At 62.3% G+C, this 1,508-nt stretch carries 1 protein-coding gene; it reads left to right on the top strand.

The annotated features are described in order from the left end of the window. On the top strand, positions 1–1,508 hold a 1,508-nt coding region (locus WA354_RS14185), incomplete at both ends, for a long-chain fatty acid--CoA ligase (RefSeq protein WP_472813669.1).

Raw genomic sequence — 1,508 nt, 5'->3', positions numbered from 1 at the left:
GAGCACGGCGTCAACGTGCATGCTGAAAGCGAAGTCCTCACCTGGATGGGCGACCGCGCTCGCCGCGCTACTTTCCGCGAAGTGGGCAATCGCGTTCGCCGCCTCGCATGCGCACTCCAGCGTCTCGGCATCCGTCCCGGTGATCGCGTGGGAACCTTCTGCTGGAACACACAGGAGCACCTGGAAGCCTACTATGCCATCTCGTCGATGGGCGCCGTGGTCCACACCCTCAACATTCGCCTCTTCCCTGAACAACTCACCTTCGTCATCAATCACGGCGAAGACCGCATAGTCCTTGTCGACGCCTCGCTCTACCCGGCGATTGCTCGCGTCGCAAAAGACCTTCGCACCGTCGAACACATCATCGTCGTCGGCGATTCCTCCGGCCTGCCCGAGAATCTCCTTCGCTATGAAGACCTTCTCGCCGCCGAACAACCCGACTTCACCTGGCCCGATCTCGACGAGCGCTCCGCCGCCGCCATGTGCCACACCACCGGCACCACCGGAGATCCCAAGGGCGTGGTCTACAGCCACCGCTCCATCTATCTCCACGCTCTCGGAATCTGCGCACCGTGGTGCCTCGGCCTGAATGTGAACGACCGCGCCCTCTCCATCGTGCCCATGTTTCACGCCAACGCGTGGGGCATTCCTTACGCAGGCTGGCTCGCAGGTAGCGACTTCCTCATGCCTGGTCCCTACCTGCAACCAGAGCCGCTTTGCCGCTTCATCGCAACCTGCCGCCCTACCATCTCGGCAGCCATTCCCACGATCCTCGCCGGAATGCTTCAGCATGCGGTCGCGCATGCGATCGATCTCTCCATGTTCCGCATTCTTTTCAGTGGCGGAGCGGCTCTGCCACGCAGCGTCGCTGAAGGCTTTCGCAAGCATTTCAACGTCAGAGTCGTCCAGGGTTGGGGACTCACCGAGACCAGCCCCGTCGCAGCCTCCGCGCAACCTCCGCGCCACTGCCCCGCCGACGAAGAAATCCACTGGACCACCAAAACCGGCCGCATCATTCCCGGAGTCGAAATGCGCATCTGCGACGGCGACACTGTCCTTCCGTGGGACGGCGCCTCGATCGGCGAAATTGAAGTGCGCGGCCCATGGATCACCGCCTCCTACCACGGCAATCCCTCAACCGAGCGCTTTCACGATGGATGGCTGCGCACAGGCGACATGGGCCAAATCGACGAGCACGGCTACATGCGCATCACCGATCGTTCCAAAGATGTCATCAAGTCCGGCGGTGAGTGGATCTCCTCCGTCGAGTTGGAGAACGCCATCACTGACCACCCCGACGTCCTGGAAGCCGCGGTCATCGGCGTCCCCGACGAGCGCTGGGACGAGCGCCCATTGGCCTGCGTCGTCCCTAAAGACGGCGCGCCGATCGACATCGCCATCCTCCGCACGCATCTCGCGAACCGCGTTGCCAAATGGTGGATCCCCGAGCGCTGGGCCTTCATCTCCGAAGTCCCCAAAACCAGTGTAGGCAAATACGACAAGAAAAA

This window comes from Occallatibacter sp. (genome assembly GCF_049802275.1).
GTDB lineage: Bacteria > Acidobacteriota > Terriglobia > Terriglobales > Acidobacteriaceae > Telmatobacter.
This window is presented reverse-complemented; position numbering and strand designations above follow the sequence as displayed.